Below are 25,469 nucleotides of genomic sequence, written 5' to 3' on the forward strand. Positions count from 1 at the left end.
CTATAGCCCCTAAATTACAAGAGTCTATATTGACATGCCCCACTATACTGGAAAGCATTAGACTCAACAGCAGATTCATAAGGGGGATATACATGGCAACCAAACTCAACCAGATCATCGCCATCGAAAAAGGAACCAAGAGCAGAAGCTTTCAGGAGTTGACCGAGGCACACCAGGCGCTACAAAAGCCCGCGATCCTCTCAGGTATCTCTCGAACCTATCGCCCCAAAGACGAAGAGGGCGAGCAACTGCCACCCGAATCCACTCGTGTCCAGATCAAAGCTGAAGCGATCATCCGTCAGACCATTGAGACCCTGACAAAACTCTTCGACGTCACCGCGACAAAGGACTGGGCGAACTGTCAGGCTCGGGCTGACGTCGTCGTAGATGGCACCACCTTGCTCGCACAGGTACCAGCTACCTACTTGCTCTTCCTTGAAAAACAACTGGTCGACCTGCACACCTTTATCAAGAAGCTACCCATCCTTGACGCCTCTGAGTTCTGGAACTTCGACTCTTCGACGGACACCTGGGCTTCCGAGCCCTTACAGACGACTCGTACCAAGAAGGTACCGCGCAACCACGTCAAAGCGGAAGCAACCGAAAAGCACCCCGCCCAGGTCGAGGTCTACTATGAAGATATCGTTGTAGGCTACTGGCGAACGGTCAAATTTTCCGGCGCGCTGCCAGCCAGTCGCATCAACGAACTGCTCGCGCGCGTTGAGAAGCTTCAGGAAGCAGTCAAATTCGCCCGTGAGGAAGCCAACAACATAGAAGTCACCGAAGAGAAGGTTGGGGACAAGGTCTTCAACTACCTCTTCTCCTAAAGCGGCCTCTAGCAAGCCCCCATTTGACGAAATAGGGGCTTGCGCATTCTCGCGACTTGCTATACACTAGATACCGGAGTGCAAACTGAGATTGAAACTCACATTCACCGATGTGATGGCAACGTGTAAGCGCAGGTTCAAGTCCTGCCCCCACCACTTCGAGGCGGGGTAGCCCAGTTGGCAGAGGCAGCGTTTGGCATCACCTGAAATTGAGATTATCACTCCAGCTTCAGCATTCATCGCCGAACTCCAAATCAAGGGTCGAGGCCGGTAATCGTCGGATGCTAGTGCAATTCTGGCCCGCTCAGCCATTCTCGTTATCATTGAATCACCATTGAGCGGTAGTTCAATAGAAGAACAGGCGATATAAGAATGAGCCCGCGACTTAAACGTGTTGGGGTGCGCAATTGGGCGATACATTTGAGGCCCCGGATCGGCCATTTCCGGGGTCTCTCCTCTTTAAGCCGCCCATGAAACATCTTCACAGGCGACTTGATTTCTCGGTCAAGAGCTATCCCCCCTGAGTTGACACCAATCCAGACACCAATTAGCTTTTTTCGTCCTCTTCCATTGGTGTAGGCTTACTTTCTCAAAGAACTCATCTAAGAGCCGTGCAGGTTCCTCTTGCATCGCCAGATCTACCTGTGCATAGACATTCATCGTCAATCGATAATCGCTATGACCAAGTATCTCCTGCACCACTTTCCCATGTACCTTCATTGCCACCATCAATGTTGAGTAGCTATGACGCAGATCGTGTATTCTAATATGAGGGAGGTCAGCCTTTTGCAGCAGCCTATCATACATCCTCAGAGTATATCGAGCGTTTAAACGCCCACCTTTGATACCAGTGAAGACGTGCCCCTCTACATCCTTCAATCCTGATAGACCAGTCGTGCCGTTGCATTTGTCGCTCTAAATCCTCTTTTTGATCGGCAGAGGACACACGAGCGTAGAGCGCAACACCTTTCGCCTGAATTGGCGAGTCTGGCTCACGAACAATGACGGTTCCTGTATCCAATTGATAGGCATCAAGCTTACCAGCCTTCCACCAACGGAAAGCGGTCTTATAGCTCACTCCCATCTGTTTTGCATACTGACTTAATCTCATAGGGAGAGAATAGCATAATGTCATCAAAAGTTAATGTTTTGTTTAGCTGTTATTTACCCTCGCCATCCGCGCGGACGTCTCGCGCCTGGATGATATCCAGCGGGCCATGCGGCAAATAGGCGACCACTTCGGGCAGATCGATATTCTCTTCGCCAATGCCGGTATCTCGGAGTGCCCGCCCATTCAGGAGACGGACGATGCCTTCTTCGATCATATCATGGGCATCAACGTCAAAGGCGTCTTCTTTACCTTTACCCAGGCGCTCCCCTGGCTCGCCCAGGACGCTTCGGTCATCTTCACCAGTTCGGTCGCGCATGAGCGTGGGCGACCCGGCGACCCGCTCTACACCGCAAGCAAAGCGGCGGTACGGAGCCTGGCACGCACTCTGGCGGCGGACGAAGACGTCTTGAGTCGGGGCATTCGCGTCAATGTCGTCAGCCCTGGTGCGATCTATACCCCGCTCACAGCCAACCAGGACACCTATGCAATGCTGGAAGCGGTCAATTCCTATGTCGCGGAGACCGTACCCATGAAACGCTGGGGACAGCCCGAGGAGGTCGCGCGAGCGGTCCTCTTCCTCGCCTCCTCCAAACTCGTCCTATATGACGGGCGGCGAGATCGCCATCGACGGCGGCCTGGGCCAGATCTAAGCCGGAGTTCAAGAACTCTAACCTTCGCGCCACGGGATAAGAAGAATCCAGTATTAAAGAGGGGTTAAAACAAGTTTCTTGAAGAGCAGACAAATATCTCTTTCCGTTGACATCTATTGCTCTTGCGTTCGTACCTCGTTTCTGCTATAGTTACTCCTCGTACGGTGAGTTACACCTGATTTCACGCCTGTGGAGATCCTGTAAGACCCGGTAGATCCAGGCACGTTGTTCGTTGAAGCAGGAACCGAACGCGAAATATGGCTTGTCCACATTTGGGTAAGTTTCGGATAACGGAAGTGAGCTCTCGCCCAGAGGGAAAGTGAGCGGAGCCGGGAACCGCCCCTGTGGCGGTTCCCGGCTCCTCACAGGGTCGCGATCAGTCGCGGCGGTTCCTCCTGCGGGCTCCGGAGAACTCCAGGTCCCCCCATAGCGCCTCCCTGGCGGCCTTAAACCGTTCTCCGCGCCCCGCCGCGTTCGCAGCGCGCTTGTAATGGTCCGCCGCGCGTTTGAAGGAGGGCACAGCTTTGGGGTTGGGTTGATCCTCCAGGGCCTTCTGCACCTGAGCGGCCATCCCCTCAAGGTAGTTGACGGAGATGCGGGCGAGGCACTTATCCCGCTCCACCAACGCACTCCTGGCCATGCGCACGTTCCCGCTCGCGAGTGCCCTCACCGCCGCCTCGGCGTACGTAGCGGCGTCCCTGAGCGGCACGGAGTCGAGAACCTGGTTGGACTCGGCCCTCAACGTCTGAGCGTCCTCGCCCGCGGCTTCACGCGTGCGATCATCATCGCGCACATCCGAAGGTTTGAGCATAGCGCCACTTCCTTCCAGGTACCTGTCTACCCTCTGTTTAGAGAGGGGTCGGTTGTCGTCGTGGATCGACTATCAGGATCCCGCTACATCTTCTGAGATGCAACGGGGTTGAGACCTTCGATTCACGCGCTTTTCCCTGAAGAAAGAAATGAACCTCTGTCTGCTAGAACTCCTTGCAACCAATCGCGATCTATACCCTGTCGTCCCAATACCACATGCTCGCGAATTCTGCGATCTCATCCGTCTGGCGAGAGCGAAAACGCGGTGGCAATGGGTACGGGGAGATGTTGATGCCTCTATATTACGCCGAGGAAGGGGATGCGTCAAGAGATAACGCGTACAGGGCAGGGCTTTCCAATTCTAAGAAAGGGGTGAAAAAGAAGAGTTTTCCTTGGAGAATACAAAAACCAACAAGCTACAAAGGAAGGTAGAGCCACGCTAACTGGTGGTAGAGCATAAGACCCGCTTTTGCGCTTCTGAAACGTTGAGTGTGTTTAGGTGCCCGTTTGTTCCCTTTCAGGTTCATTACCTGCTACTCGCCGGAGAGAGCATTGCGCATTCGCATACCCAAAATGCGTGTCCCGGCGTCGCCATGTTGACATGGAATGGCGGATGTGGGCATCATCGTACAGGAACTTGGGTTCAACAATTGTCCAGTTTCACCGTGCACACAGGACTTGCAGAGCAACGTGATACATGTCTTCTCTCGTTCTCCGCTTTATGAGCATGCTACAGTCGCCATTGAGTTTCCTCTCCGGGTAAGCTCTTGTCCTAGAGGTTCTTGCTCTCTCCCTCTCCCGTGTCTCACGGGAATTTCAGAAGCGCCGACACGGCGCACATACGCCACCCAACCATCCGTCAAAACGAGCAAGGGGCGCAGCGTCTGGGCCGATCGGCGCACCTGCTGCATCAACGCATCCGCAAGCCTTCTGTCTCGGCTCGCACGCACTGTTCCAGCCAACCAGAGCCGAGTGGAAACCATCATGGCCAAACCCATCCATGCGATCATGTTCCGCCCCTTCACCCGAAGCTCGTCTGCCTGCACATGGACCAGATCCAGTTTTCCGGCTTCAACCAATGCATGATGGACCTGTTCACAATGGGTCCCTGCGCGATCTCGCCAACTGGCGACGTTCGCTCATCCAGATCAAACGCATGGACAATGGCTTGAACCGGGCATCCATAGGAGAGCAGGGTCACCACAATGACAATGACCTCCATTGGTTTGCGTAAGCCCTCGAACATGGTTCCACATTTCGCATTGAATGTCTGTCTGCAGATCTTACACCGATAGCGTTGCCGCTTGCGATCATGGATCGTGATATTGCCCTCTCCCATTTTGCCTCTTGCGCAACACATCGAGTTTGGGCAAAATTGTTTCGATGTGTCCATTGGCCCTGAGCTTGTTTGCAGAGACTACAGCATGCCAATGGACGCTTGCTTTTTCAAGCTCTCCTGACTTTTTCACCAGCTAGTGATATTGTTGGCGAATTGTCTGAGCGTGATGGGAAGGAAATATGAGATACTGAACAAGAACGAGAAGCGAAGCGTTGAGACAACCAGGAGGGAATCCATGTCCATGCATCCCCAGCCAATTCCAGCTCTCCCCGAAGAAACCGTCCGTGTTGCGCATGCCGTCCTGCCCAAGGGCAACGTGTGGTTGCGGATGCGAGATGAGCTAGGAACACTTTACGAGGATACCGATTTTCAGGATCTCTTCCCCAGCCGCGGACAACCAGCCCAAGCCCCATGGCGCCTTGCCCTGGTCACGCTCATGCAATATGCAGAGGGTCTCACGGACCGGCAAGCCGCTGACGCTGTGCGCACCCGCATTGATTGGAAGTATGTGCTCAGCCTGGAATTGACCGATAGCGGTTTTGATTTCTCCGTTCTTTCTGAATGCGCGAGGACGGTTGCTCGCTCATGGTGCAGAACGCCGCCTGTTTGATCGCCTGTTGGATCTGTGCCGTGGGCGGGGGTGGCTCAAGACGCGAGGCAAGCAACGGACCGATTCGACGCATGTGCTGGCTGCGATTCGCACGCTCCGCCGCTTGGAATGCGTTGGGGAGACCATGCGTCACACGCTCAATGTGCTTTCCCAGGTCGCGCCAACGTGGCTGTTGGAGCACATGGACCCGCAGTGGGCACAGCGCTATGAGAAACGCTTCAGCGATTTCCGCCTGCCTAAAGACGAGAAGAAACGAGTGGAGCTGGCAGAAACAATTGGGGCCGATGGTCGTCAGCTCTTGGAGATGATTTACGCGCAAAGCCATATGCCCTGGTTCGGGGAACTTGACGCCATTGAAACACTGAGACGGGTGTGGCTTCAGCACTTTCATGCCCATGAAGACCAGACGCCCTGGCGAGCGGACAAAGAACTCCCTCCCTCTGCTTTACTGATCACATCTCCTTATGACGTGGAGGCACGCTACAGCCGTAAGAAAAGCACGGCCTGGAACGGGTACAAAGTACATTTTACCGAGACCTGTGAAGCCGATGCTCCCCATCTGATCGTCGAGGTCACGTCCACCAGCGCGACCAGGGCCGATGGAGACATCATTGGGGAACTGCATTCTCGCCTCGATGAGCAGCAACTGCTTCCAGATCAACACTTGATGGATATGGGCTATGTCGATGCCGAGGTGCTCGCAGAGAGCCACAGACGCTATCATGTGGACATTGTTGGACCTGTCATGCCTGATACATCATGGGCCTCAAAAGAAGCAGGGCGTTTTGATCAGAGCCAATTTCTTCTTGATTGGCAAGCCAAACAGGCGGTGTGTCCTGCTGGACATACCAGCCGTGACTGGGGGCACATTCCTGATCGACATGGAAAGCCCAGTCTTCGTGTGCGGTTTCCTCTTTCGCGGTGCCGCTGCTGTCCTCTGCATGATCAATGCACGCCAGTGGCCGCGAAAGTGCTGATTTTGCGTCCAGATGAGGCAAGCTACACCGCGTTACGAGAGGCACGTCAACGCCAGGAAACAAAAGCGTTTCGGACACTGTATGCAACACGGGCTGGGATTGAAGGGACGGTTGCGCAAGCGGTCCGCACCTGTGAGATGCGACAGGCACGTTATCTTGGGAGCAAGAAATTGAGACTTCAGGCTTTTTTCACGGCGACCGCTATGAATGTCCTTCGTGCGATTGAATGGCAGAAAGGCCAGCCACCTGCTTCAACACCCGTTTCTCGTTTTGCCAAGCTGGTTGCTTCTGCCAAGCCTGCGGTGGCTGCCTAGCTTTTGCCAATTCGCCAACAATATCCTAGTGTGGCTCTACCACTGAAGCCAACATGGAGTAGTTTAGCAAGAGACCTGCTGATGATTAAATAGCATTGCTTTTGCAAAAAATAGGTATCCATCTCGTCCCTGATATGAGGCGGTTTGAGAACCATTTTTATTGACGGTAGTTCTGACGGTAGTTGTGCCGGATTACGGCGAAAAAATACGGACGGTGGCAGTTAAAGCCTTTGCTCTCAAGCCGCCTGTGAAGACGTTCTCCACCTCAAAAGAAGGAGTCAAGGATGGCATACGACGGATCGGCCATTTCCGGGGTCTCTCCTCTTTTTGGCTGACCATGAACCCTCCTCACAGGCGACTTCCCTCTCTCTGGTAAACGCTGCTACCTCTTCCAACTTCCAGACTGATACCTCTTGCTCCTCGACCTCGCCCTCAGATGCATCTCCCTTCTCGTCGCCGCCCTCTTCCTTCCCTTCAAGCTCAGGCCAGAGCGTTCCATCGCTCTCCGCTTCTTCCATCGCCGCATCCCCATTCTCTTCCGACCGAGTGAACAACCGCGCACGTATCTCTTTGACCGTCTCAGGAATGAAGCCACGCGAATAGCGAATACGACGCGCCTTACTCTCCATCAACGCCTCCACCCGCACCCACGCATAGGACCAACCCATCCCGAACCACCGTCTTGTGACCCTTCTTCGCCCGCGTGATGTCTTTGGTCAGGTACTTGGTCGCATACCCAATCGCACGCGTATTGTGAATGGCACTCACCCATACCACCGAGGCACGCCCCTTTGTCGCTGGCTTCCAGCACGCCACCAGATGCTCATGAGGAATATAATCGGCTCCCTTGACCAGCAGATGCCAGTGGAAGCCGTTCTCTTCAAAGTTCTGATGTTCTTCCGAGACGCCTAGGTACTCAATCTGGAACGCAGGCCGAGCACCCACATGTCCACGACCACGCCCCTTTGATCCTCGACGCAACGCCTGCACCCAGGTCGTGAGCGCACGCGACGCCTCTTCCATCGTTTTCCCTGCTTTCGTCAAGACGATATGCAATGTTGGTTCAGCCTCAGCAATCACTTGTCGCCACATATCCACCTTTCTTGGACCACAATAGAGGCACGACCAGCGATCACAGCGTGCACGCCTCACCTCACTCGTTTCCCGATGGATAAACCGATGCCGTAGCGCCCAGGCATCAGGGCAGGCATACAGCGTATCGATCCCATCCTCCAAATGCCAGTCCACCCGCTCCTCAACAGTCGGGGTATACACACTGTCTAATCGCTTCATCGTTTTCGCCTCCTCTTAACCACATCACACAAAAAGCGTTGTATACTTGAGCTAATCAAACGTTTGAAGAGAGAAATATGCAATTTACGAGGAACAGAAGCTGCACCCAAAGATTATGGCAGTTTGAACAGGCGACGTTTTATTCTGAAGCCACTTAGATAACTATTTCAAGTGTCTTTTTGGTGCTTTAGATTGTTCAAAGAGTCACATTGATCTACGCTTCTCTGGGAACGTTCCTTAACAAAAAATGGAGGAAATTAGCCAAATGGCGAAACGTGCTCGTACACGAGTGTCCACCAAAACACCTACTTTGAGCCCTTTGGCAGGAAGGTGCGTGATAATATTTATTGGATTGATTATCATTGCAATAGGGGTATTCATAGAATGGGACACATTAAGATTTTTACCTGGCACTGTGTCAACGATGGGCATTATTAGCTATTGTGACAAGATGTCGGATTCTCCTTATCGTGAAACCTATTGCTTTCCGACGGTAAGCTTTCAGACCCTAGCAGGCCAGGAAGTTACATTTGAATCAGGGGTAAGCTCGTATGAGTACTATGAGGGTAAAACAGTAACCGTGAAGTATCATCCAAATAATCCACAGGATGCCCGCCTTGATCCTGGGCTAGCTTGGCTGTTCTGTATCTCTGTTGGTTCGCTGTTTGTTCTGAGTGATCTGTTTTCCTGTCTTCGCGGCTTAATAAGCAAAATCAGAGGTAAAGTATCCTGAGCGATGCTCATCTCCAAATCGTTACTTGTGTGAGTTATCCTTATTAGGGTCAAGAGAATATTAAGAACAAACTCAAGTCCAATACATATGATGGACCCATAGAACGAGACCAAAACAAGAGGCTGGGGAAGATACAATCAGAACATGAACACAAAAAGACAACATACCGCCAGCTTTAAAGCGCGAGTGGTCCAGGAGCTATTGAAGGAAGAGAAAACGATAGCCCAAATAGCCGCAGAATATGAGGTGCATCCGACGCAATTGAGGCGATGGAAAGCGATCGTGGTGGAAGGAATGGCCGGCCTCTTTGAGGAAAAAGACGGGAAAGCAGCCATACAGGCCGAATATGAAGAGCGCCTCAATGATCTGTATGGAGAAATTGGAAGGTTAACAACCCAACTCAACTGGTTGAAAAAAATCTGGCATTGCATTTGAGTCGAGATGAGCGGTTGCACTTGATCGAACGAGAAAGATCTCCTCCTATGTCAATAGGGGAAAGCCCATCAGGAGAAAGTGAGTGAAGGACCGAAAAGAGCAAGACGCTCCAATCAGGCGCAAACAAGCGTACCACACCGCTCACCGGTGTCAAGCCACTGCGTTTTCCTTGACACCGCTTCACTTGTGTGGTCTGAAGAAAGCACGCCAGATTGAAAGCGAAAAAACGAAGGGATTTTTCGCGCCTCAAATGAGTACGTCTGAACTGCTTAGAGCAATAAGAACTTCAGGCAGCTCGTCGAGCGTGTTCAAGGCGCGCACGTTCAAAGGTAGCTGCTTGATAACACTCCTGCTTGAGCCACATCGCATGGATCAGCCGGACCCAGACGTTGGAGAGGGCGCGTACCGCAACACTGTGACTTTTTCCCTCCTTGCGCTTGCGCTGATAATACTCCAGTGCCCAAGCCTCGGTTTGCGTGGTCTGCCAGGCAAATTGGTGCAGAGCATTGCGCAATGGCTTGATACAAGCGTGGCGTCGATGAATCCTGGTATACGTCCCACTCTGAAAAATCACCGGAGAGGTCCCGGCCAGTGCTTGCAGGCTCGTCGCATCAACGTAGCGTTTTCGATCATCCCCGACCTCTGCCAACAGACGAGGTGCAAGACGTTTGCCAGCACGAGGCAAGCTGCTAAAGATCTCGCTGTCGGCGTGACTCAAAAAAAGGTCTTCAATCACTTTCTCATACTCGGCGATCTGCTCCACCAGAGGCAGCAGTTGAGCGATCAACGCCAGAGCCAGACGCGATTTGGTGCGCGTGGTAATGACGCTCGCCACCAACTGGGGCTGATGCAGGCGCTCAACGATCTTTGGGGCCACTTTGGCTGCCGAGGTATGACCCGCTTGTTTGAGGACCATAGTGATCTGCTCTTCCGAGGCCGCCTGAGCTGCTTGCAGAGTGGGATACGTCTGCAAAAAGAGCAGCGTCGAACGTTGCTGAAGCTTGGCGAAGAGATCCAAAGCCACGGGGTAGTATGCCTTGAGACAGGCGGTGAGTTGGTTCACCAAGCGAGTTTGCATCTGGACCAATGCATCCTGATCACGGGTGAGCGCTTTGAGCTCAGCAATCTTCGCACTATCTGGAGTCAGACGGCGCAGTTCGGCAAAATCAGCTCGCCCTGTTTTGGCGAGCAAATAGGCATCAATCGCGTCGGTCTTGACTCCCGAAGCTGCTCGACGACGATCAACAGTGGTCGGATGAACTGGATACACCGACCACCCATGCTCCAGCAAAAAAGTGACCAGCAGACCAGAAGAGGTTTCGACAACGCAAGCCATGTTTTCCTTCCCTTCTGGGCCAGTGATAGTTTGCAGGAACAGGTGCAACTTTTGCAACCCATCGGGTGAATGGCTGACTCGAAGCGGGGCATTCACCTGGCAACCAGTCTCATCGATGACCAGAACGTCATGATGCGTATCGCTCCAGTCTATGCCTGCATAGAACATAGAAGGCTCCCTTCTCAAGACAAACGTTCCTGGGGGCAACGTGTACTTATCCTGTGGTGCTCAATCAAGGCACGATCTCCTAATAATCGGTTTACCCAGGAACACCGGAAGACGAAGCGAGGACTTTCTCAATAGGTCGAGCCTGATGTGAAGAGGATGCTTTCGTCTTCCCTGTTCGATAGATCACTGAGCAAGTTTACCGCTTGCTCCGACCCTTTGTCGAGAGGGTCTGTGAATATATTAATGGATAAGTGAAGAGCTTTCAGTGCGGGTGCAGGCGGACGTATTGAGCGTGAATCGGTCAACGATCTACTACCAACCACAGCCGCCTTCGCGAGAAGAAGTCCGATTGAAGCACCGCATTGATGAGATCTACACGCAATGTCCGTTCTATGGGTCACGCAAGATCACAGAGCAGTTACGACTGGATGGCTGGCTGGTCAATCGGAAAGCTATTCAGCGTCATATGCGCGAGATGGGCATCGAAGGCATCAGTCCCGACGCCATGCCGATAGTTGTGTAAAGGAAAAACCTTCCAAAGAGGTGTATTTGAGATGATAATACAGGCATAGAGTTTCCTTTTAGAATGCTTCGATCATTTCACAAAAAGGAGGGTACTATGCCTGTATCCAAGAGAAAGCCTACCACATCAGCCTCTGAGGTTTCAACGCCAGAGTCCACGTCAAACGTCCTACCAGAACAGGAGGATTTTCGTCAGTATCTACGGCATCTTGCTGTGAGTGCTGTCCAAGTCTTGATTGAACAAGTCATGCGTGAAGAACTGGAGCAATGTATTGGAGCGTCATGGGGAGAAATCACCCCCAATCGTCGAGGCTATCGCAATGGTCACTACACCCGTGATCTCGTCACCTCAACTGGACGCATTGAGGATTTGAAGGTGCCAAGAGATCGGGAGGGAGCATTTCACAGTGAGGTGTTCGAGCGCTACAACCGCTATGAACCGGAGGTAGCCGAGGCGCTGACCCAAATGTTTGTCAGTGGGGCAAGCACGCACAAAGTCGGAGAGGTGGCTCAAACCCTCATGGGGGTGGCTCCCAGTGCCAGCGCGGTCAGTCGGCTCAACCAAACGCTGACTGAGCAGTATGAAGTGTGGCGAGAGCGCCCCCTCCTCGCCCACTATCGCATCCTCTACCTGGATGGTATTCATTTTACGGTTCGTCATGGAACCCAAACCGATTCAACCATCATCTTAACGGCACTTGGCGTAGATCTGGAAGGGAACAAGGAGGTGTTGGCCTTGCGGGCCTGTGCGCAGGAAGATAAAGACGGCTGGAGTTGCCTCATGCAAGACCTGCGCACCCGTGGGGCGATACAGATGGACCTGATTGTCACCGATGGGCATGAAGGACTCCTGGCTGCCGTTTCCGCTCTCTTTACCGCGACTCCCCGACAACGCTGTGTGGTGCATAAACAACGCAATGTGCTCAATGCCATTCCCCATCGGGAGCGCAAAGAGGTCAGCGCGCAATTAGCCGGAATTTTCAAACAGGAGAAGAAAGAAGATGCGCTGCTCAATCTGGCGGCATTTCAAGCCAAATACCAGAAGCGTTATCCTGAAGCGATCCGCAGCTTGGTCGAAGATAAGGAACATCTTTTAACCTTTTATGCTTTTCCACCTGTGATGCATCGCTACATTCGCAGCACCAATGCGATTGAAAGTTTCTTTAGCAATGTCCGGCAGCGCACGGATCAGATTGACGCTTTCACCACGGAAACCAGTTGTCTGACCATAGTCTGGGCGGTGATGCAAGATATTCACCTGCCCAAGATTTCGGTCGGCTAAAAGCTGAACGCTCATTGCGGCCGATGTCAAAGCAACCAGCCGGAAAGGCTGGTGTGGGAGGAGGTGGCGTTTGCAGACGGTCCTGTATAACAATGGTTTTCTCTGTGGTATACTGAACGACGCGAGAAAACCCATTTCCCTCTCGTCTCTCAATCCCGCTCTGTCAAGAAAGGCAAAACAGATGTCCAACAAAGCACGAGTAGCCCTCACCGTCCACGATCTGGAGACAAGCATTGCTTTCTATACCACATTGCTGAACTTCGAATTGGTGGAGTTTCAGCCAGATGCGGGAATAGCCTACATACGGGATAGCGATGATGATCTAGTGTTACTTGCTTCCCCACATCTTGAAGATCCGCACAGCCTTCTCGATGAACCCCGCCAAGTCTTCAAGCCCGGTGATACCCTTGACTTCTTTGTTGACACGTTTGAAACGCAGCATGCTAGACTGGTCGAGGATGGGCTCACCGATATACGCGTCGAGGAAAATGAGCGTGGTGAGCGCAAATTGCTGGTGACCGATCCCAACGGCTATCACTTCGCTTTCGTCATCCCGGTGAAACGCTCACCCGAAGCAATGCTAGCTGCCTACGCGGGGCTCAGCGACGAGATTGCAGCAGCGCTTGACGGCCTCTCCGAAGCCGATCTCGATCTGGAGCGCGCCCCCAATGAATGGTCGATTCGCCAGATCATCCATCATCTTGCTCTGAGCACTTCGTTGTCCTTGATGTCCATCGAAACCGTCCTGGTGAGCCCGGGAAGCGTCTTTGTACGACCTCCCCACGACCAGGAAAAATGGGTTGAGGTGCTCGATTACAAGCATCGACCCATCGGGACGTCGCTGGCTCTCATCAGTGCGGTGCAGGCTCATATTACCCAATTACTACGCTCTGTGCCCAATAGTTGGGATCACTCCATCGTGAGGAAGTTTACTACAGAGGATGAGGGCCATACAGCCACGCTCAGCGACATGATTACCATCCAGATCGAGCATACGACTGCACACCTCGACGAGATCCGCCAGACCCGCAAGATCCATCATCGCTAACGCCGTCAAATGATTGGAGGGCTTCGAACTTGTAGGTGAGTGCCCTCCGATACGATTTGCAGAAAATGACAGACACCCTGCAAAAATGGGATTTTCGGTGAAGCATGAGCTACTGTACCTCTCCGTTTAGACTCTCCCGAGGGCATTCCCAACCTAGAACTCATGCTACTCGATTTGGAAATACTCTCTGTATCCTTACACAATTATCGGGATGGTGTCCCTTTTTGCTCCACATACTAATAGATTGCTTATCTTCATAGATCGTTTGAAGTACACTTCTTGTCCTCTGGTTAGGGCGAATACAGGAGAGAGCCTTGGCGGCCAAAAGGACCATTTTATTCTGTAAATTCCATTCAAGTGACAAAATGATTTTCCCTCTTCAGAATCAGTCACAGGCCAGTTGTAGAAGATGAGTAGGAGCCGAAACCCGGTGGCTAAAAACAAAACAACGGCAACAGAAAGCATCTCTTTTCGGCTAAGTCGAGTCTTTGCGGGAGATAAAGTATCGATAGGTATAGATATTAGCGTTTGCACTGGACCACCTCAAAACGTAATTGTCATTCAACAATTAGAACGTCCTTGGGTGACTACTGTATCACCTAGATCAAATTCTCCAATCTTGCTTGCTCCACATCCTCTTTTGAACGCGCCTCAACAAGCCTTATATCTTCAATAGTCTATTGTGCTACCGCTCGTTTACTGCGACTCTTCAATCACTATAAAAGAAAAATTTATGTACGCCATAGATGATATCCATTTCAATCACTCCGTCCGCCTCGCACTTTTTGCGCTCTGAACGCACACAGGTCGCCCCTTGACATTGTTAAGAAATCTCAATGTTTCGAGAGAAAAAACAACCATTTTGGCAATAAGAAGTGATGCTAAACTCAACCATTTGATGAGCATAATTTACAGACGTCTATGTACCTGTTGTCCCTTTCCATTTAGGGACTATTTTTATTGAATATCTTGTATCACTGTTTTCTTAAAAAGAAGGTTAAACGCGATGAAGACATGGGTGCGCCGCCCGGCGCTTTTGCTGGTCGCCGCTTTCCTGGTAGTGGCGTTCGTAACTGGCATTCCGTTCACAAAAAGTGGGATGTCGAAGGTACTTGCTGCCACTGTTACCCCAACCATTAGCGTGTCGGCTCACACTGTACATCCCAGGCAGAAAATCACAATCACTGGCCTGGGATTTGCGCCCAATGACACAGTATTTATTTCTCTAGATCAACTGAATTACTCTTTGGGAAATCTCACTTGTGATAGCGATGGCAATTGCTCAGGCTCGGTAACGATACCACTGACCGGCCCGCAGGGGCAGCACATGCTCCTTGCCCAAGGTTCCCAACCTGATGAAGAGGTTGTAAATGTGCCTATCAACCTCAATCCAACCATTTTCTTTGATACCTCTGTGGGTCATTCTAACCAGGGAGGCCCCGGAACCAGTACTGTAATAACCGGATCGGGATTTCAGCTGAATGAAACTGTCAGTGTCTACTGGGGGGATGCGACAGGCACGCTTCTCGGAACAGTCACAAGCGACAGTTATAGTGGCTTTTTCCGTTTTCCATTTACCACGCCAACACATGTTGCTCCTGGCAAATACCCTATAACAGTTGTGCGCTCAGGCCAGAAACCAGCTACGGCCACAACAACTTTTACCGTAGTGCCTCCTGCCGTGACTGCGGCAGGCGGCATTCGTAGCGGGCAGTTGCTAAAATTCCAGATCAAAGGCTTTCAGGGTCACGAAAATGTTGCTATCAGTTGGGATGCCAATGGCGGCCAACAAATAGACGTGATTCAAACGAACAATTATGGTCTCTTTGCGAGCCCAAGTTATGGAGAAGTCTTTATCCCCTCGGCCCCTCTTGGCTCGTATACCCTTACATTTACTGGCGAAAGCAGCGGATTGCAGGTCAGTGCACCAATTAATGTTGGACCTGGCATCCAGGTAAATGTGTTTAACAATCCAGGTGCTACCATTGCGGTATCTGGCGGCGGTTTTCGTGCTGGGGAAACGCTGAATGTCTTTATTGTCGATCAGAAAAAAGCGACCAGCGTTTCCGTGACGACTGCGACTGATGGCAGCTTTCAGATCAATCTCGTCGCTCCTCTCAGCCTGACTCCTGGCCCACAATATCATATCAAGGCAACAAACAGCGACGGTTCTGAGAAAGCGACTAACTTTTTCTATATTCTTGCGCCAGGTATCAGCTGGGCCAGTACAGATAGTAACAATCAGAGCAGTACTGCCACCTATGGCTCTTCTGGAACCATCAGTGGTCAGAACTTCCCAGCAAATGAACAGATAGCGCTCTATTGGAACTATCAGCAAGCTGGACAGGTCGAGGTAGGAACAGTGCAGGCGGCCGCCGATGGCTCATTCACTTTTGACCTTACGACCCCGAGCAGTCCTTTTACCAGCGATGCCACAATCGAAGCAATTGCTTCTACCAACACGTTTATGGCATCTTATCAAGTGCAGCCACAACCCGCTTTCACCCTCAACCCAACGAGCATTCTGGTGGGAGATACGGTCAGTATCAGCGGTGGAAGCTTTAATGGAAATGTTACCGTCAATATTCAACTTGCAGGGTCGACGAGTGTTGTGAGCACTGCTACCGTAGCCGATGATGGAACGTTTACAGGCTCATTGACCATCCCATCGAACATTATGGGAGGCCCTTCAAGTGTTTCTGTATCGGATGGTACGGTGAGTGTAAGGGTTCCCCTGGTCATTGACGTTCCGCTAATCATCACGCCTACCACGGGAAGCACTGGCACCAGTATCTCGGTACAATCTCCGAATTTTAGCAACAATGGGAATAATACCATCTGTGTTAAATTGCAACCGTCTATTGTCTGGCATGATCCCACGACAGGGACTTCACAGTTCCTGGCCTCGGCTTGTCAATTTCCTAGGACAGTAACCGCCCCGGCGAATCTCGTCAGTGGGCGAACATATGAGGTTGAGCTGATTGCGGGGGGCAATGTCATCGGCAAGGCTCCCTTCACCGCCCAATAATGTACATTTTCTCCTGACCTACACACAAGAAGCTGGCTTGATGTGATGCATCACATCAAGCCAGCTTCTTGTGCTCCTCTCATTCTCTTTCCAAGCATCTTTTCTTGGGGCCAGAAACTCCAGATCGTTTAGTGAAAGGCGAAATGGCAATAGAAGCGTAGAGTATTAAGCATCCGATAGTATAGACACTATACAAAGTCAATAGTTGGAGATTCAACAGATTGAGGTCCCACAATCAAACGGATGATGTCGAACGCACCAAGGTATTGTACAGATTCACCTCAGTTTGCCTCTTCTCACAGGGCTACTCTATGAGTCACTCCGTCGTCGTATTCTGGTTGGGTTGAACAAAGGTGAAGCACTGCACTCCCTGGCTCGCCAGCTCTTTTCTGGCAAACATGGATAACTCTGGGATCGAGCGTTTGAGGACCAGATGCATCGTGCCAGTTGCCTTCATTTGCTTATGGCAGCTATTGCGACATGGAACGCAGCCTATCTGCAAGCGGCCGTGGGTGAACTAAGGCAGCGAGGGGAGCAGATTGCAGAAGAATACCTTCCTCATATCACGCCGCTAGGATGGGAACATATCAATCTCATCGGACAATACTCCTTTACCAACCAGTCCACTTACTCTTTAACGAACCTGAGACCACTCCGCCTGGCTCTTATGGAAGGACAAGTTACCGACTGGATTCCCAGTAGAGAGTAGCACGCGCGTGCTACTCTCTTTTGAACGACACTTTGTATCCCATTGAGGAAGGCTTGTGTATCGCTACTATGATCAACGTCTCATCCGTATTACTATTCAGGTCTAGGCTCTAGGAGCCCTTTTGCGAGCTAAATATCGTTCTCATGAAAAAAGAGATCTTTCAGCTCACCATTAAGCCACCGCTCGAACCATTCTTCCAGAGAATCTGCTTGCCGATGCAATTCGTATACAACCTCTTGCCCGTCACGCAGAGGAGCCTTATCAAAACTATTGTCGACAAGATAGACATGCCCTGTTTTGGCATGCACATAGTATGATCCATCACCCTCCGATTCAGAAATATTTAAAAAACAGGTAGGCCATTCTCCCCTAACAAGGGAAACGCGGTTGGGTTGATGGTGAGAGCGCTCGTATGCTTCCAAATCAAAGGGGATAGGTGCAAATAGTTCGGGCCACGTTCGCTCACAAAACCCTTCTCCATGGATAGGTGTACATTTTTCAAGCAAATGCTCTTTCATGAGCCTATCATAGCGGAGATCTCGCCAGAGCCAGTAACAAAAGCCTCCAGGGATGCCAATGAGCCCAGTTCCCGGTCCAAAGCCCCCATTAGCAATGTGCAGATAGAGATCGCGAAGCAGAGGAGGATGAACGAAGCCGAAAGCTTCTTCAACGTGAAGAAGTTCTTGTTCAGTTACAGGGGCAAATTCAAACCCTTCACGTGGATTATGAAGACAGACACGACTTTGCAAATGTCCATCCATATAGTAATGTCCTGCATATCTGCCTTTATGATAATCTGGACCAAACCAATTGGCGTAGCGACACCACGCAAGAATGCGTTCCCAGAGGGGAAATGATGTATCCCCTCTCAGAGGAAAACCATCATCTTTGCGAGGCCTTAACGATTGACCTCCATCTAGCCTTCCTTCTCCGCCAATATTCACAAGATACCTTCGTGTCGTTTCGTTGATGGGTTCCCGAGTGAAAGGGCTATTCATGTTTTGTTCTTCTACCATAAAAGACTCCTCTTTATGGAAATGCATAGAGACATCAAAAAGAGATCCTATTTCTGTCATTGTGTGCGCACGCGTCTCGCTCTGATTTCGTTGACGGTCTCTTCCGCACAGCTTCTGGATGTCTTCGATGATGTTTCGACGATTATGGCATATTGGGGCCCCGACATAAAACCCCCATACGCATTAAGTTAAGAGCCAATCGAGCCCTTCGAGGAGCACCTGAGCTAGGCAGGGTTCAGCGGCTCGTCGATTGAGCCGACAGCCCGATTGCATCCTGCGGCGCAATTTGCAAACTATTAGGTGCAAGCGAGAGATGCCAGAGAGGACTTCCAACAAGTCCAGAGCCAAAGCACGGACTACGGCGGAGGCTTTGACCAGGCTACGCCAGGGATTGTGCCAGCACCCAAACAAAAGGAGCCAGTGTTGAAGCACGACCGCGATCAGTTTGGCATACAATTCGCACAATGCCTGCCAGGGCAGTTGCGAGCGCCAGGCATCGATCTGACCTTGACTCTTCCAGAGTTTGAAGAGCAGTTCGATGAGCCAGCGTTCGCGTAGCAGGATAAGGGCTTGCTCCACGCTAATATGCTTGGCGGCAGCATTGGTGACCACCAGGGTCCACTCTGCCAGCTTCCATTGCTGCTCACTCACCTCTTTGCCTTTATCACGAGCCTCTTCACTCAAGCGCTCACGACGCTGCTCAACTACTTCCTTTGGAATGCGCACCATGAGCAGGCGCACTGGTAAGCGGTCTTGTTTTCCCAGCGAGACGTGCATGACCTTGACCTGCCCAATGGTTCGTGGCAGCGCCGTTTCCAGATCGATGCGCTTTCCCTGTCGGTCGTAGAAGACGGTGTTGGCCTTTGGGTGCTGGCAGAAGCGCACGCCTTGCTCGGACAACTCCCGCAAGCGAGAGAGGCTCCAATAGCCACGGTCAGCCACATACAAACTGCCTGCCGAAAGCAGCTGCTCTCGCAGTGGCCCGTGCAGTTCATGCACCCGTCCGGCAGACAAGTGCGGGCCGATAAGCTGACCTCGTTTGAGATCCAGACGCACATGCAGTTTGAGCGCGGAGGCCGTGTGCTCTGTCGAGCCTGGGCTGCTGCCCCCGCACCCCTGCCATCGTTCAGCCAGAGCCGCGGGCAAAACAATCGTCGAAGCATCCTCGATGATGACCTGCTTAAAACGCTTGAACAAGGCCACCGGGACGGCTTTGACCGTGACCACCTGCTCTATCAACTCCGTGAGCACAGCTTGCAGGAACGTCGCGGCACTTTCTGTGCAGCGTTGATGCAGTCCTGGAGCGCTGATCTGTATGCCACACACCTGGGCATCCTGGGTCAGCTGATCCAGTGTGGCCTCTGGCTGATGCAGATGGCCCAACGCCATCACTTGCACAAAGCTGGCTCCCGTCAGCTTGCGCTCGCGTTTGACAAAGCCGGTTTCTCTCGCCAGCACATTGGCTCGTTCGTTCAAGACGTGGTTCAACATGGCTTCACACTGTGTTACGCTGGTCATCAGGCTCGCTCCTTGATCGATGAGAGTTTGATCGACCCTCATCTTCTCTCAAGGAGCTTTCAGTTGCCAGTTTTTCCTAACTTAATGCGTATGGGGCCCCGACATAAAACCCCTCAAAATTCCGCTAAGGGGGAGCAAGCAGAGAAAAGGCCTTGATTTCTTCCGCTAAGGGTGTGTTTCTGGTGTTTCCTCTTTCATCTCTTTGAGATACCGATACAATGTGGCACGAGAGATCCCAAGCGTTGCACAGATTTCTGGGATGGAATGACTCTGTTCAACGAACATCTGACGAGCTAAAGCCATTTTTCCATTCGTTTTAAGCTTTCGTGGTCGTCCACCGACGCGCCCTCTGGCTCTGGCTGCCGTTAATCCGGCATTGGTGCGCTCTCGAATGAGATCACGCTCAAATTCTGCCAGGGCTCCCATCAGATGAAAGATGAGTTTGCCGCCAGGAGTGGTCGTGTCAATCTGCTCGGTGATGCTGACAAACTCAATACTCCGTGCCTCTAGATCCTTGAGCAGTTCCAGTAAATGCGGGAGCGAACGCCCTGCTCGATCTAATTTCCACACCATGAAGGTGTCACCAGGTTGCAGATACTCCAACGCTTCGTTTAATCCCTTTCGTTCTGCTTTTGATCCGGTCATCTTGTCCGTAAACCACTTCTGGCAGCCAGTTTCTTTGAGAGCGTCGATTTGCAATTCCTCGTTTTGTTCCTGCTTGGAGACACGAACATATCCAATCTTCATAATCTCTTCCTTTTGTCTCAGTTTTCCCATCAATCATGTGATGTTTTGAGATTTTGATTATGAGATAAGTTATGAGATTCGTCAAGAGAGAACCTCACGCTCGCAGAGGTGATGCGCCGCGACTTGAAAAAAGCAATGCGATATGTCTCAAAAACGAACGTTTTCTGAGACATATCGCAAAGTATTCGCAGAGAGGAAAGATATTTCCCCTATGTTGTCTTTTGAACTCCTTAGAGTAATTTAGAGGGGAAAAAACGTAGCTAGGCCGATATGGAGTGGTTTTTCCTAGCATCGAAGCGCCAAGTTCTATCCTTCGGTGCAAATTCCTCCCTTCAGTTAATTTACCACTCGTTGAAGAACCCATCGCTTGGGGATTTCAGTTTGAGGTGGTGTTGGCAGACTGCTTGTATGGAGAGGGCCTCACTTTTCTCGAAAAACTGGAAGAACACCATCTTTTCTACCAGGAGCTTTTATTATGCCCTCTTTACCCTTACATATCACAAATATATTGTTATTTGTCCTTGATGCACGATTTTAAGGTCCTGTTACAGCGTGGATGTTGCGCTACATCCGCATAGGAAACGCTCCATTTAGCCTCTTAGGGCCATTACGTGGCATGTGCGCGTGATGAAATGCTACGCAATGAGGCTGTCAGCAGGGGAAAGACAGAGGAGGAGGCTAAGAAAAATGCCAGAATTTGTTTTGCCTCCCAAACATACGTATGATACTATCAGTAACTCTAAATAAAGCAAGGATGTCAACGCATGAAAGATGCTGTTCAACTCCAAACGAAGGTATATTACTATAACATACTGATAAGATCCTTACTCTGTTTTATTTATATCCCATTGGCTTTCTCGGGATTTTGTCTTGCAATGTTGCTTGTAGAGATGTTACAAACCCATTCCTTCGAAGGGCTCTTTGGCTGGCTATGTGGCCTGGGTCTCGTGCTTTTTTTTGCCTATGGAACCATTCCTCTATGGAATACGCGCCTTGAGCTCTCGCCAGAAGGTGTCACCTACACAAACCCTGGCTATTACCGAATCTATACTCCCTGGGAGAATATTGAACGGATAGTCAGATTATCCCGCTTTCGTACGAGCACCTCCTTTATTCTCCGAATCCCTGCCACAACAAACATCAAATTTCTCGAAGGCAAACAACAGCACTTGGCAATTATTGAGCGTTGCTCTCTATTAACAACCAAAGCCGAAGTACTACGGCGAGCATATTCTATCCCTTTAATGGCTCTAATGCCCAAAAAAGACCTGGAAAACGGCACATTCAGCACCTATCTCCAACAATATGCACCTCATCTTTCTTATGTATGATAGAACAACCATCTAGCTCATATCGATGAAAGGAGATGCTCTATTATGCAGAGTGTATTGTCTGCTTGCTTCTGGTCTCTCAACCCACATTCCGCAGGGTAATTGACAGGAAAACTGAAATTGGATAAGGTAATCTCAGAACGCGCAAGGAGTAGAAAAAGCATGCAACGAGCTGAGGATTACCAGAACGAACGTTTGGACCATTTGGGCATTGTGGCGGGCGTGTGCCAGGAATTGGGCTTGGCGCAGTGGTTGGATGCCTTGGAACCCAACCAACAGCGCGCAGTGAGTTACGGGACCTCCACTGTCGCCATGATTCTCAATGGATTGGGCTTTGCCAATCGTCAGCTCTATCTGGTGCCACAATTCTTCGAAAATAAACCGGTCGCGCACCTCTTGGGAGCCGGCATCAGCGCGGACATGCTCAATGATGATTGCCTGGGACGTACCCTTGATTGGCTCTATGAGCACGATGTGACCACGGTGTTCGCTGGCATTGCCCATCAGGCCCGGCAACGTTTTGGGATAACAGCCCAGCACGTGCATGTGGATACGACCTCGTTTTCGGTGAATGGAGCCTATGAAACCGAGCAGGAACATGAGCACGTCATTGCAGTCACCTATGGCTACTCGCGCGATCATCGCGAAGATCTCAAACAGTGGATGCTGGCTCTGGCGACCACCCATCAAGGGGATATTCCGCTCTTTTTGCAGCCGCTTTCGGGCAACCGCAGCGATAAAGAGAGCCTGATCAAGGTGATTGCCGACCTGCATGCCCAATTGCAAGAGACAGAACCCGAGGAAAACCCGCTCTACGTGGCCGATAGTGGCCTCTACAGTGCAGAGAACATGCGCCAGCTCAATCAAACTGGGGTACGGTGGGTCAGTCGCGTCCCCGAAACGAGCAAAGAAGCCAAAGCCGCCGTGATGCAAGACGAGGAGGCGTGGCAACCCAGTGCCGATGGAATTCGTCACCTGGTCGTGCAGCACATGGATCTGCCTCAGGGGCCTGAGCGGTGGATCATCGTTCGCAGTGATGCTGGGATCAAGCGAGCGTTGCAGACGGCGCGCAAGCAGGCCGACAAGCAACTGGAAATGTGGAGCAAGAAGGTGTGGCATGTGAGCACGAAGGCATTTGCCTGCCGAGAGGATGCGCAACAGGCCTGGGAACAAAGTCTCAAAGGGCTGCCGCAGTGGCTGGATGCCTCGATGGAACTGAAGAGCCAGGCGGTTTTTGAAGGACGAGGCCGTCCTGCACGCAATGCGCAGCCAAGCGGGGTGCGTTGGAGTGTCACGCCCCAGGTTCTCCTCAACGAAAGCAAACTGTTGGCCTTCGCCCAGCGCAAAGCCTGCTTTGTCATTGCCAGCAATGTGGTGGATGAAGCCGAGATATCCAACGATGCGTTGATCAACCTGTATCTGGAACAGGGAAGCGTCGAACGGGGCTTCCGGTTCCTGAAAGATCCCTTGTTCCTGGCGTCCTCGGTTTTTGTGAAAAAGCCAGAACGCATCGTGGCCCTGAGCTTGATCATGGTGCTTGCCTTGTTGGTGTACCGTCTGGCGGAACATCGCTTGCGTGAGCAATTAGAGGCAACTGGGCAAACTATCCCCAATCAAGTCAACAAGCCCACGGCTCGACCGACGATGCGCTGGGTCTTCCAATGCTTTGAAGGCGTTGAATTGTTGCACATCCGCACCGCAGCCACCACGCAATCGCTTGTCCTCCGCTTGCAACCATTGCATCATCAGATCCTTTCTTTATTGGGGCCTGCCTCTCAACAATTCTATTTTTTTTCAGATTAAAACTGCGGAATGTGGGTCTCAAGTCCCATTTTGTACAAAATGGAGAAAAGTCAAAATGCCTTCCATCAGCTTAAAAAGCCAATATAAGCCTTTTTAATGGGGATAATACGGGGAATAATCATTGTTGCTGCCTCGCGTCCTTCCTGTACAACTCTATTGCTAATCTAGTTGGTATCCCTAAGTTCCCGCCTGTCTCTGTAGTACTTTCTTTAGTGCTGTGATAGCGCGTATCTGTCTACTTTGTGCTACTGAGAAGCTAAAACCATCCCATTGATAATACATAATATTATTGATCACAGCATAGTTAATTAAACGTTGCCCAAAGTGTGAGTAAAGCATTGATGAAGGATGGATCGGCGATGCCTGAGACGAGCCCGAGCAAGCAGGAGTTCGCGGTCGCGCTGTTGAAGGGTCTGACAACAGGCATTTTTGAGTTCTCGGCGTTTGAGCAAATTCCACACGCCCAAGAGGGCGTTGAGTTCTGGGGTATAGCTGGGCAAGCCTTCCAGGTGAATGCGCTTGGTAGCCCCATGCGCCAAAAAGTCCTTGATGATTTGGGAACGGTGAATGCTTGCTCCATCCCCGCATGACAGGCAAGTTGCCCTTGATTTTTCGCAAGAGCATATTGAGAAAGCTCATCACATCGGGACTTTTGTAGGAGTGGTGCTCTGCGTCTGCATGAACAGCCGTCCATCAAGTGTCATGGCTCCAATCGCTGAGACGTGGTCACGAGTGAGTGGAAGCGAGAAGACCGGTGTTTTCCCAACCGGAGTAGAGGTTCGCGCCGCATGCGCAAGCAGATAAAATGCAGACTCGTCGAGAAACACTTTGGGCATGAGAAAGGTAGCAGAAGAAGCACATGGCGTTACCAAATGGGTTGATTTTTGCCGATGAAGGCTATCTCTACCCGCGCTATCCGCTCCATATAGCACGAGCGTTTGTCGCGGTGACCTATGATGACCGAAATATCGATGATGAAGATGATCGTCCGTATCCAATATTGATGCAAGAGGCCGTGATATCCTTTGAGCAACGCTGGGGAGGCTTGGATGATGCCACCTTTCTTCGCGTCTTCCATGAAGGCAAAGGAGGGGATAAGTTAATTGCCATCTTTGCGATTGGAAGCGGACCGCTTGCTCAGGCCAGTGATCTGCTTGCCCTACTGTTGCAGAGTCCCGATCTGTTAGAACGGTGCGCGGCAGCCTGTTGTCTGGGACTGAGAAAAGACGAAAGAGCCCTTCCTGTCTTGGAAGAATACTTGCTTCAAGATCCCCCATTGGATCCATCTAGCGGTCACTATGTGTCAGAGTCAGTGGTGTGGTATATGGCATATCGTAGTGTGCTCTCAATGGTCCTGGCGACCTGGGGTCCAGACTCGATGACGCCGATTCTCAGACAAGCATTTATTCGGATCTGGGAACAAGATAAGCTCTATCAACCGGGTGAGAGTGAGTTCCATACCCACGATGCCTTGTGCTATGCCCTTGGAAGGCGCGGAGCACTTGGAGCATTGCATGGTATTGATCTGCCACCAAATCGGAGGCGCTTAGCGATGCTCTATCTTGCGTTAGGTTATGTGAAAGCAGATGAGCGTTTCGACAATATTATCTCAGCAGTAACGATCAATGATAGCTTAAGACAAGAAGTGGTGTCTGTGTTTGAGGCTCAGTTTGGCTTATCTCCAGAGGAGAGTCAAGCAGTTCTTGATGCGCGCTATGATGATAATCGAAAGCGAGAGTATTGGTGGGAAGCGTTCTCTGAGGATGATGAAACCTCATCGGAGGGTGATATTGATAGAGGGGAGAGCTAAATACCAAACGCATTGAAAATGCTGCGCACTTGTCGAGATCGGCGATCGCACT

The 25,469-nt window shown here is 51.2% G+C and carries 25 protein-coding genes and 4 pseudogenes; 15 read left to right on the forward strand and 14 right to left on the reverse strand.

Annotated elements, in window-relative coordinates; genetic code table 11:
• Positions 1-92: 92 nt before the first annotated feature.
• Positions 93-827: a DUF7873 family protein gene (locus K3T82_RS32290; RefSeq protein WP_220197653.1), complete on the forward strand. Its 735-nt coding sequence runs from the start codon at positions 93-95 to the stop codon at positions 825-827.
• Between the two features lie 66 nt (positions 828-893).
• Here the strand turns inward: K3T82_RS32290 and K3T82_RS32295 are convergent, their stop codons facing one another.
• From K3T82_RS32295 to K3T82_RS32305, 3 genes are all read right to left on the reverse strand, one after another.
• Positions 894-1,268 (reverse strand): hypothetical protein, encoded by a 375-nt coding sequence (locus tag K3T82_RS32295; RefSeq protein ID WP_220197654.1) that lies wholly within the window; start codon positions 1,266-1,268, stop codon positions 894-896.
• A gap of 63 nt (positions 1,269-1,331) precedes the next feature.
• Positions 1,332-1,634, reverse strand: a complete 303-nt coding sequence (locus K3T82_RS50270) for a tyrosine-type recombinase/integrase (RefSeq protein WP_420799365.1) — start codon at positions 1,632-1,634, stop codon at positions 1,332-1,334.
• Positions 1,627-1,905 carry a hypothetical protein gene (locus tag K3T82_RS32305; RefSeq protein ID WP_220198375.1) on the reverse strand — a complete coding sequence of 93 codons (279 nt, stop codon included), beginning with the start codon at positions 1,903-1,905 and terminating at the stop codon, positions 1,627-1,629. The genes K3T82_RS50270 and K3T82_RS32305 overlap by 8 nt, the downstream gene beginning before the upstream one ends.
• Before the next feature lie 97 nt (positions 1,906-2,002).
• On the opposite strand from K3T82_RS32305, the gene K3T82_RS32310 reads away from it, so the two are divergent.
• Positions 2,003-2,656, forward strand: a complete 654-nt coding sequence (locus K3T82_RS32310) for an SDR family NAD(P)-dependent oxidoreductase (protein WP_268886708.1) — start codon at positions 2,003-2,005, stop codon at positions 2,654-2,656.
• Between the two features lie 308 nt (positions 2,657-2,964).
• Here K3T82_RS32310 and K3T82_RS32315 read toward each other — a convergent pair whose 3' ends face one another.
• The 3 genes from K3T82_RS32315 to K3T82_RS48210 all read right to left on the reverse strand — a co-directional run bounded on the left by K3T82_RS32315 (position 2,965) and on the right by K3T82_RS48210 (position 4,737).
• Positions 2,965-3,399: a hypothetical protein gene (locus K3T82_RS32315; RefSeq protein WP_220197656.1), complete on the reverse strand. Its 435-nt coding sequence runs from the start codon at positions 3,397-3,399 to the stop codon at positions 2,965-2,967.
• A 718-nt stretch (positions 3,400-4,117) separates the two neighbouring features.
• Positions 4,118-4,408: a hypothetical protein gene (locus K3T82_RS48205; RefSeq protein WP_236031696.1), complete on the reverse strand. Its 291-nt coding sequence runs from the start codon at positions 4,406-4,408 to the stop codon at positions 4,118-4,120.
• Positions 4,409-4,419: 11 nt separating this feature from the next.
• Positions 4,420-4,737: a hypothetical protein gene (locus K3T82_RS48210; RefSeq protein ID WP_236031698.1), complete on the reverse strand. Its 318-nt coding sequence runs from the start codon at positions 4,735-4,737 to the stop codon at positions 4,420-4,422.
• Between the two features lie 235 nt (positions 4,738-4,972).
• On the opposite strand from K3T82_RS48210, the gene K3T82_RS32325 reads away from it, so the two are divergent.
• Positions 4,973-5,347: a transposase gene (locus K3T82_RS32325; protein WP_220196749.1), complete on the forward strand. Its 375-nt coding sequence runs from the start codon at positions 4,973-4,975 to the stop codon at positions 5,345-5,347.
• Positions 5,313-6,638, forward strand: coding sequence for a transposase (locus K3T82_RS32330; protein ID WP_220197657.1), 1,326 nt, complete (start codon positions 5,313-5,315; stop codon positions 6,636-6,638). The genes K3T82_RS32325 and K3T82_RS32330 overlap by 35 nt, the downstream gene beginning before the upstream one ends.
• Positions 6,639-6,916: 278 nt before the next feature.
• Here K3T82_RS32330 and K3T82_RS32335 read toward each other — a convergent pair whose 3' ends face one another.
• Both K3T82_RS32335 and K3T82_RS32340 read right to left on the reverse strand, forming a co-directional pair.
• Entirely contained in the window at positions 6,917-7,267 is a 351-nt protein-coding gene (locus tag K3T82_RS32335) for a hypothetical protein (RefSeq protein WP_220197658.1), read from the reverse strand.
• Positions 7,257-7,931 carry a rolling circle replication-associated protein gene (locus tag K3T82_RS32340; RefSeq protein ID WP_220197659.1) on the reverse strand — a complete coding sequence of 225 codons (675 nt, stop codon included), beginning with the start codon at positions 7,929-7,931 and terminating at the stop codon, positions 7,257-7,259. The genes K3T82_RS32335 and K3T82_RS32340 overlap by 11 nt, the downstream gene beginning before the upstream one ends.
• A 265-nt stretch (positions 7,932-8,196) precedes the next feature.
• On the opposite strand from K3T82_RS32340, the gene K3T82_RS32345 reads away from it, so the two are divergent.
• From K3T82_RS32345 to K3T82_RS50925, 3 genes and pseudogenes are all read left to right on the forward strand, one after another.
• Positions 8,197-8,664, forward strand: a complete 468-nt coding sequence (locus K3T82_RS32345; protein ID WP_220197660.1) for a DUF3592 domain-containing protein — start codon at positions 8,197-8,199, stop codon at positions 8,662-8,664.
• A gap of 144 nt (positions 8,665-8,808) precedes the next feature.
• Positions 8,809-8,944, forward strand: a pseudogene (locus K3T82_RS50920) (transposase); the annotation flags it as partial.
• A 68-nt stretch (positions 8,945-9,012) separates the two neighbouring features.
• Positions 9,013-9,131 (forward strand): annotated as a pseudogene (locus tag K3T82_RS50925) (IS3 family transposase); the annotation flags it as partial.
• Between the two features lie 254 nt (positions 9,132-9,385).
• Here K3T82_RS50925 and K3T82_RS32355 read toward each other — a convergent pair.
• Positions 9,386-10,603: an IS110 family RNA-guided transposase gene (locus K3T82_RS32355; protein WP_220197662.1), complete on the reverse strand. Its 1,218-nt coding sequence runs from the start codon at positions 10,601-10,603 to the stop codon at positions 9,386-9,388.
• Positions 10,604-10,859: 256 nt separating this feature from the next.
• Between K3T82_RS32355 and K3T82_RS32360 the strand changes: the two are divergent.
• The 5 genes and pseudogenes from K3T82_RS32360 to K3T82_RS32385 all read left to right on the forward strand — a co-directional run.
• Positions 10,860-11,102: pseudogene (locus tag K3T82_RS32360) on the forward strand (IS3 family transposase); the annotation flags it as partial.
• Between the two features lie 120 nt (positions 11,103-11,222).
• Positions 11,223-12,407, forward strand: coding sequence for an IS256 family transposase (locus K3T82_RS32365; RefSeq protein ID WP_220197664.1), 1,185 nt, complete (start codon positions 11,223-11,225; stop codon positions 12,405-12,407).
• A 70-nt stretch (positions 12,408-12,477) separates the two neighbouring features.
• Positions 12,478-13,455 (forward strand): DinB family protein, encoded by a 978-nt coding sequence (locus tag K3T82_RS32370; protein WP_220197665.1) that lies wholly within the window; start codon positions 12,478-12,480, stop codon positions 13,453-13,455.
• A 1,006-nt stretch (positions 13,456-14,461) separates the two neighbouring features.
• Positions 14,462-16,483, forward strand: coding sequence for a hypothetical protein (locus tag K3T82_RS32375; RefSeq protein ID WP_220197666.1), 2,022 nt, complete (start codon positions 14,462-14,464; stop codon positions 16,481-16,483).
• 286 nt (positions 16,484-16,769) lie between these two features.
• Positions 16,770-17,192: pseudogene (locus tag K3T82_RS32385) on the forward strand (Tn3 family transposase).
• Positions 17,193-17,320: 128 nt separating this feature from the next.
• Here the strand turns inward: K3T82_RS32385 and K3T82_RS32390 are convergent.
• From K3T82_RS32390 to K3T82_RS32400, 3 genes are all read right to left on the reverse strand, one after another.
• Positions 17,321-18,208, reverse strand: coding sequence for an SMI1/KNR4 family protein (locus K3T82_RS32390; protein ID WP_220197669.1), 888 nt, complete (start codon positions 18,206-18,208; stop codon positions 17,321-17,323).
• A 183-nt stretch (positions 18,209-18,391) separates the two neighbouring features.
• Entirely contained in the window at positions 18,392-19,726 is a 1,335-nt protein-coding gene (locus K3T82_RS32395) for an IS4 family transposase (RefSeq protein WP_220197670.1), read from the reverse strand.
• Between the two features lie 165 nt (positions 19,727-19,891).
• The gene (locus K3T82_RS32400; protein WP_220197671.1) at positions 19,892-20,473 is read right to left on the reverse strand and encodes a recombinase family protein; all 582 of its coding nucleotides are present in this window, start codon (positions 20,471-20,473) and stop codon (positions 19,892-19,894) included.
• Between the two features lie 764 nt (positions 20,474-21,237).
• Here K3T82_RS32400 and K3T82_RS32405 point away from each other — a divergent pair.
• Together K3T82_RS32405 and K3T82_RS32410 are read left to right on the forward strand one after the other, a co-directional pair.
• Positions 21,238-21,804: a hypothetical protein gene (locus K3T82_RS32405; RefSeq protein WP_220197672.1), complete on the forward strand. Its 567-nt coding sequence runs from the start codon at positions 21,238-21,240 to the stop codon at positions 21,802-21,804.
• A gap of 162 nt (positions 21,805-21,966) precedes the next feature.
• Positions 21,967-23,607 (forward strand): IS1634 family transposase, encoded by a 1,641-nt coding sequence (locus K3T82_RS32410; protein ID WP_220193725.1) that lies wholly within the window; start codon positions 21,967-21,969, stop codon positions 23,605-23,607.
• Between the two features lie 308 nt (positions 23,608-23,915).
• Here the strand turns inward: K3T82_RS32410 and K3T82_RS50275 are convergent, their stop codons facing one another.
• Both K3T82_RS50275 and K3T82_RS32420 read right to left on the reverse strand, forming a co-directional pair.
• On the reverse strand, positions 23,916-24,146 hold the full coding sequence (locus K3T82_RS50275) for a hypothetical protein (RefSeq protein WP_420799366.1): 231 nt from the start codon (positions 24,144-24,146) through the stop codon (positions 23,916-23,918).
• A 99-nt stretch (positions 24,147-24,245) separates the two neighbouring features.
• Positions 24,246-24,443 (reverse strand): hypothetical protein, encoded by a 198-nt coding sequence (locus tag K3T82_RS32420; RefSeq protein ID WP_220197673.1) that lies wholly within the window; start codon positions 24,441-24,443, stop codon positions 24,246-24,248.
• A 23-nt stretch (positions 24,444-24,466) separates the two neighbouring features.
• Between K3T82_RS32420 and K3T82_RS32425 the strand changes: the two genes are divergently transcribed.
• Positions 24,467-25,417 carry a HEAT repeat domain-containing protein gene (locus K3T82_RS32425; RefSeq protein ID WP_220197674.1) on the forward strand — a complete coding sequence of 317 codons (951 nt, stop codon included), beginning with the start codon at positions 24,467-24,469 and terminating at the stop codon, positions 25,415-25,417.
• Positions 25,418-25,469 lie beyond the last annotated feature (52 nt).

Source organism: Ktedonospora formicarum (assembly GCF_016587355.1).
Taxonomy (GTDB): Bacteria; Chloroflexota; Ktedonobacteria; order Ktedonobacterales; family Ktedonobacteraceae; genus Ktedonobacter; species Ktedonobacter formicarum.